Below are 6,397 nucleotides of genomic sequence, written 5' to 3'. Positions count from 1 at the left end.
CCCAAAAAACGCCCCTCCCCCTCTCGTTCAAAAAAGCGTTGCGGAAACTATTCATCGTCGCCGGCGGTCTCGCCGTCGTCGTAGGGATTGGCGCCGCTCTCGGCAAGGCGGGCCTGACGGGCGGCTTCCTGCTTGCGCTGGCGGGTGCCCAGGGGGCGGCTGTATTCGAAGTCGGCGCTGCGCTCCTGATGGCGGCAGAAGATGAGGAAGCCGGTATGGGCGTTCATGCGGTCTTCGGGGCGCAGGCGGTCAGCCACGGGCTTCCAGTTGCGCATGAGGATCTCGCAGACTTCGATGTCGGCGAAGGGGCCCTTTTCCAGACCCATGAGCAGCTTGCTGACCTGGTCCACGGTGGGCACGAGGAAGCCGAACATGGCGCCGGGCTTCACGGCTTTGACGGCGTGGTCGAGGTATTCCCAGGGGGTGCGCACGTCGAGGAAGAGGGCGTCGGCGTTGTCGATGCAGAAACCGTCGGCGATGTCGCGGTGGACGATCTCCACGTTGTCGCCCACGCCGGCCCATTCGAGGTTGCGGCGGGCCAGCTTCATGAATTCTTCGCGGGCCTCGTGGCTGACGACGCGGCCGGTGGGGCCGCAGAACCAGGAAAGACCGGTGGTCAGGCCGCCGGAACCGCAACCGGCCTCGATGATGGTACGGCCGGGACCGGCGCCGAGGCGCAGGCAGATGTAGGCGATATCCTTGGGATAGATGATCTGGGTCTGGCGCTTCAGGCCCTTGAGACGGTCGTGCAGGGTGGCTTCCAGCACACGGATGGGGATATCCAGGCTGGTGCGCACTTCGCTGCCGAAGTTGGCGGCGTGTACGGCTTCGGCGCTGAGGACGCCGTCGTTGCTGTGCCAGTCCTGACCTTCCTCAAGGCGCTTGATGTAGCGCCGGTCCTTGTTGGGGGTGACGTAGACCACCAGAGAGCCGTAGGGGATCATGTGTTTCCTTGTGGTTGGAGTGGGTCGGGGCAGGGCGGGGGCACTGCCCGGAAAGGGGCGCCGCAGGGCAGGGGCTGCCGGGCGGCCGGGGCCTTTCGTTATGGTCCGGGTCTGCCTGTCCGCGAAGGGGCGGGGCAGGGCGATCTGTGCTATGTGGCAGCGCCCGCAGCCCGTGCTGCGGAGGCTTCGGGTACATCAGGCGGGGCCTCCATCCGTCGGAAGGAGGCCCCGCAGTGTGCGTGTGTCTGTTTTTCAGAGGCTGTCCCCTGTGGGGATGGCCCTGTTTCAGGAGCTAGAACATCTGCCGCATGAGGTCTTCACCGCCACCGGAGGTATCGGGAGTCTCCGGGGTACTGCTGCCCGTGGCCGGGTCCTCGCTGGCGTTGTCGATGGCCGAGAGGCCGGGGCCGGGCACGCCCTGGAAGGCCAGACCGTCCTGCATGGTGATGCCGGGCGGCATGGTGAAGTCCTGGGGCTGGTCGTTGTACAGGTCTTCGATCTGGCTGCGGTAATAGCGGAAGATGGGGGCCGCGGTACGCCCGCCCTGTTCCTGCTTGCCCAGGGACTGGAGCTGGTCGAAGCCCACATAGACGCCCGTGACCAGAGAGGGCGAGAAGCCCACGAACCAGGCATCGTTCTCGTCGTTGCTGGTGCCGGTCTTGCCGGCGATGACGTGGCCGTCCACACGGGCGCGGCTGCCGGTGCCGGAGTTGACCACGTTCTTGAGCAGGGTGGCCATCTGGTAGGCGTTCTGCGGGGTGAGGGCCTGCCAGTGCTGGATGTCCTGCCGGTAGAGCTCGCGGCCGTTGTTGTCGGTGATGGAGGTGATGATGCGCGGGCGCACGCCCAGGCCCTGGTTGGCGAAGGCGGCGTAGGCCTGCGTCAGGTTGAGGGGCGAGACCGCCACGGCACCGAGGCTGATGGACAGTTCCTGCGGGAAGTGGGGTTCGAGGCCCAGCATCTTGGCGCGCTGGATGACGTTGCTGATGCCCACCTTGTGGGCCAGGCGCACGGTGCAGGTGTTGCGGGAAAGGGTCAGGGCCTCATAGAGCGGCATGATGCCGCGGAAGTTCTTTTCGTAGTTGCCGGGACGCCAGACTTCGTTGGTGTAGGGGTTCACGTAGACGAAGGGGCCGTCCAGCACCGAGGACGTGGGCGTGAAGCCGAAGTCCAGGGCCGTGGAGTAGACCACGGGCTTGAAGCTGGAACCGGGCTGACGCCGTGCCTGGGTAGCACGGTTGAAGTGGCTGTCGCCGAACTGGTAGCCGCCGATGAGAGCCACCACGTCGCCGCTTTGGGTCTCTACGGAAGCCAGAGCGCCCTGCACCAGCGGCTCCTGCTGGAGGAGCAGGGTGATGGGCTTTTGCGGCGAGGCCGTGGCGGGATCGAAGTCCACGGTCTTGGTGGCGGCCTTGCCCTTTTTGCCGCCTTCGGCCTGGACGGTCACGGGCGCGGCCGAGACCATGATCAGGTTGTTGACGTTCAGCACCTTGCGGGCGTCACGCACGGCGGGAGCCCCCCAGCCGGAGATCTTGCGGTTGGGGGTACGGGCCCAGGACATGTTGGCTACGGGGATGTAGCCGGTGTAGCCCTTGCCCAGCAGGACGCGGGCGCCCTTGGCGTCCACGGCCGTGACCACGGCCTGCACCCAGGCCTTGCCCATGAGGTCGGCGGGGGCGAAGGTACTTTTTTCGCGGAACTCGGTCACCTCCGCGGGGGAGAGCTTCTTGACCGGGCCGCGCCAGCCCTGGCGCTTGTCCAGTTCTTCCAGACCGCGGCGCAGGGCGGCGCCTGCGGCATCCTGCTGTACGGGATCCATGGCGGTGCGCACGGTGAGGCCCGCGGTGTAGACGTATTCCTCGCCGCTCTTCAGGGTATCGATGCCCAGGGTGCGCAGGTTCTCTTCGGTGAAGAATTCCACCAGCAGGCGGCGGGCTTCTTCAAAATACCATTTGGAGGCCCCGCCGCGGTTCTCGGGCATGCTCCAGTAGACCAGGGGCTCGTTGATGGCCTGCTGGTACTGTTCCTCGGTGATCCACTTGAGGGTGCGCAGACGGCCAAGGACATACATCTGGCGGGCCTTGGCGGCCTCGGGATGCCGGAAGGGGTTGTAGCGGCTGGGGGCCTGGGGCAGACCGGCGATGACGGCGCTCTCGGCCAGGGTGATGTCGGAAGCGTGCTTGCCGAAATAGGTACGGGCCGCGGCTTCCACGCCGTAGGAGTGCTGTCCCAGATAGATATAGTTGAGGTAGGTCTGGAGGATGTCGTCCTTGCTGACGGTGTGCTCCAGCCGGTAGGCCAGGATGGCTTCCTTCATCTTTCGGGTATAGCTGCGTTCCGAACTCAGCAGGAGCTGCTTGATGATCTGCTGGGTGATGGTGCTGCCGCCCTGCTGGCCGCCGCCGGAGGCCTTGTTGCGCAGGTTGTAGATGAAAGCACGCACGATGGCCACGGGATCGACGCCATGATGCTGGTAGAAGGAATCGTCTTCCGCAGCCAGGAAGGACATGGGCAGCCAGGGAGACATCTCCTTGAGGGTGATGCTGTAGCGTTTTTCCGTGGCAAGGGTGCCGATGGTGGAGCCGTCACGGGCCAGGATGACCGTGGCCTGCGGGGCTTCGTAACCGGTAAGGCGTTCCAGGTCGGGCAGGTCGCGTGAGGCCCAGTAGAACAGGCCGGCCACGGCGGCACAGCCGAGGATGCCCAGCGTGAACAGCAGACCGAAGGACCAGAGGAAGACTTTTTTTACGTTCATGGCAAGGCGGATACCGTTTTTTTGTCTGCGCGTAAAGGGAGGGCGCGGGGCGCCGCGGGCCGGGAAAGAAAAAGGCGTCCGCCTGCGAGAGGGGACGCCTGAAAGGGAAAAGGCGGGACGAAGCCCCGCCTTTCAAGCAATGCTGAGAACTACACGCAGCCGGTGGGCTTGGGCAGGCCAGCCATTTTGCAGGCGCCTTTGCCGGGGCCGGAGGGGAACAGTTCGTACACTTCTTTCAGCTTGTAGCCGGTGTTCTTGGACAGAATGCGGACCATGGGAGCGATACCGTTCTTCTTGTAGTAGTCCTGCAGGAAGTCCAGGATCTTCTGATGGTCAGCGGTGATTTCGGCGATACCTTCGGATTCCTTCACGAATTCCATCCATTCCGGGCACCAGTCGTCGAAACGGAGCAGGAAGCCGTCTTCATCAACTTCGAAGGTTTTGCCCTGAAAGCTAATTTCAGCCATGCGTGTCCTCCTTGGACGTTTGCTCTATTCGGGCCTTGCGGCCCGAGCCAGACAGCCGAAGCATATGGTGTTCGGCTCATTCCCCATTAATTGCGAAAGCTCTGCAATCGCAAATGCACACTTCTTTTGCCACAAAAAAATAATCTTGGCAAGCCCTGAAAAAACCGTCAAAACCTACGCATATACGAAGATTTGCGTCTGCTGTTTCCTTCAGGGAGGCGGTCAGCTACACGTCATAGGGAGCAGCCAGCAGCAGCGTGCCGGTCGCTTCCAGATCCTTGACGAGGGCTTCGACAGCCGATTCTTCCATGCTGCGGATACGGACGTAGATCTGGCGCTTGTTGTCTTCCATATAAGAGGACAGCACCGAAATGATGCGGGCATTGTGCTTGCGCATGGTATCGAAGATCACACGCATGCTGCCGGGGGTATCGGGCAGTTCGAAGGCGAACTGCATGCCTTCCACGCGGGCACCGGTGATGTTGATCAGCAGCTTGAAGATGTCCTGGTCGGTGATGATGCCCACCAGCTTGTTGTCTTCGGAGACCACGGGCAGACCGCCGAACTTTTTGTCCATCATGATGATGGCCGCCTGCTCCACGCTGTCCCAGGGCTTGATAGTGACCGGCTTGGCGGTCATAATGTCCTTGGCCTTGAGTTCTGCCAGAAGGTATTGCATTTCATGCACTTCCAGCGCCGTGGCCTTGGAGGGCGACGCGCCCTTGACGTCTCTGTCGGAGATGATACCCACCACCCGGTTCTGGTCATCGACCACGGGCAGGCGGCGGATCTGGTGTTCCTTGAGCAGGTTGCGGCACTTCAGCAGGGACGTGTCGGGCTTGACGGCAATGACGTTGGTAGCCATCCAGTTTTCTACGAGCATGGATCCTCCTGTTGAACAGAGACCCTGCGGCATACCGCGGGCGGGAAGGTTCCCTTTTCTGTCCTGTCCTCTCACCATATACCAAGCTGCGCCCACAAACAAGCCTGTAAGCAAAAGTGGCAGCGCGGAGTTTCATAACGGAGTCATTATCAGATGCAGCATCTTTTCCTTGATTGCAGTCACGGCATGAGCGGGGACATGACCCTGGCCTCCCTTGCCCATCTTGGTGTGGACCTTTCCCCCCTGCCGGGCCTGCTGGCACAGGCGGGCGTGGCCTGCCGGCTGGAGGTCTGGCAGGAAGAGCGGGGCGGCGGTCCCGGCTGCCGGGTGGAGGTCAGCTGGGAGGCGGAGGGCCAGCCCCTGCGGCACCCGGCGGACATCGCCGCCATTTTTGCCGCCGTGCCTGTGGCCGACAGGGTGCGCCACAAGGCCTTGGCCGTGCTGGAGGCCCTGACCCTGGCCGAAGCCGAGGCCCACGGCATCGCCCCTGAAGAGGTGCATTTCCATGAAGTGGGCGCCGTGGACACCCTGGTGGACATCCTGGGCGCCTGCTGGGCGCTGGACCAGCTGGGCGTGGAGCGGGTGACGGCCTGTGCGCTGCCCTGGTTCGGGGGCAGCATCACCTGTGCCCATGGCGAGATCCCCCTGCCCGCGCCCGCCACGGCCAACCTCATGCGCGGCCTGCCCGTGTACTCCACCGACGCGAAGACGGAGCTGGTGACCCCCACCGGCGCGGCCCTGGCCCGTGTGCTGGTGGACGAATTCGTGGAAGGCCCGGAAGGCCGCCTGCTGGCCATGGGCACGGGCTACGGCGCGCGTCCGGCGCCCACCGGCCTGCGGGCCTGGCTCGTGGAGGCCCGGGAACCCCGGCAGGTCGATCACGGCCAGGGGGGCGAGGAAGACGTGATGCAGCTGGAGTGCCATCTCGACCATCTGACCGGCGAGGAGCTGGGCACGGCCCTGGAGCAGCTGGCCGCTGCCGCCGATGTGCTGGACGTGCTGTGGCTGCCGGGCACGGGCAAGAAGAATCGTCCCGCGGGCCTGCTGCGGGTGCTTTGTCGTCCTGCCGATACGGAAAATGTCGCCCGGGCCGTCCTGCGGCATACGCATACCCTGGGCCTGCGGCGCCAGCTGCTGCAACGTCTGGTGCTGCCCCGCAGGGCCACGACCTGTGCCTGCGGCGGGGCCAGCCTGCCTGCCAAGGAATATGAACTGGAAGGCAGGATGTATGTCCGGCCGGAGGCCGACGCCGTGGCCCGTCAGGCGACGGCCCTCGGACTGGGGGCCCCGGCGTTGCGCTTTGGGAGAAAATGAAAATTTTTTCCGCTACCTGTAAAAATATTTAGAG

At 64.1% G+C, this 6,397-nt stretch carries 5 protein-coding genes; 1 reads left to right on the top strand and 4 read right to left on the bottom strand.

The features are described from left to right. Positions 1–47 precede the first annotated feature (47 nt). The 4 genes from ACQRCJ_RS11825 to ACQRCJ_RS11810 all read right to left on the bottom strand — a co-directional run bounded on the left by ACQRCJ_RS11825 (position 48) and on the right by ACQRCJ_RS11810 (position 5,049). Positions 48–944, bottom strand: coding sequence for a tRNA (adenine-N1)-methyltransferase (locus ACQRCJ_RS11825; protein ID WP_168936175.1), 897 nt, complete (start codon positions 942–944; stop codon positions 48–50). 292 nt (positions 945–1,236) lie between these two features. After that, the gene (locus ACQRCJ_RS11820; protein ID WP_427799874.1) at positions 1,237–3,699 is read right to left on the bottom strand and encodes a penicillin-binding protein 1A; all 2,463 of its coding nucleotides are present in this window, start codon (positions 3,697–3,699) and stop codon (positions 1,237–1,239) included. Between the two features lie 149 nt (positions 3,700–3,848). Further along, the gene (locus tag ACQRCJ_RS11815; RefSeq protein WP_006007905.1) at positions 3,849–4,166 is read right to left on the bottom strand and encodes a TusE/DsrC/DsvC family sulfur relay protein; all 318 of its coding nucleotides are present in this window, start codon (positions 4,164–4,166) and stop codon (positions 3,849–3,851) included. Positions 4,167–4,392: 226 nt separating this feature from the next. After that, positions 4,393–5,049 (bottom strand): CBS and ACT domain-containing protein, encoded by a 657-nt coding sequence (locus tag ACQRCJ_RS11810; protein ID WP_168936173.1) that lies wholly within the window; start codon positions 5,047–5,049, stop codon positions 4,393–4,395. A 153-nt stretch (positions 5,050–5,202) separates the two neighbouring features. On the opposite strand from ACQRCJ_RS11810, the gene ACQRCJ_RS11805 reads away from it, so the two are divergent. Next, positions 5,203–6,363 carry a LarC family nickel insertion protein gene (locus tag ACQRCJ_RS11805; protein WP_427799873.1) on the top strand — a complete coding sequence of 387 codons (1,161 nt, stop codon included), beginning with the start codon at positions 5,203–5,205 and terminating at the stop codon, positions 6,361–6,363. Positions 6,364–6,397 lie beyond the last annotated feature (34 nt).

The sequence above is a fragment of the Desulfovibrio sp. SGI.102 genome (assembly GCF_050314315.1).
In the GTDB taxonomy this organism is placed as follows: Bacteria; Desulfobacterota; Desulfovibrionia; order Desulfovibrionales; family Desulfovibrionaceae; genus Desulfovibrio.
Note: the sequence above shows the minus strand (reverse complement) of the source record. Positions and strands in the feature narration are given on the sequence as shown.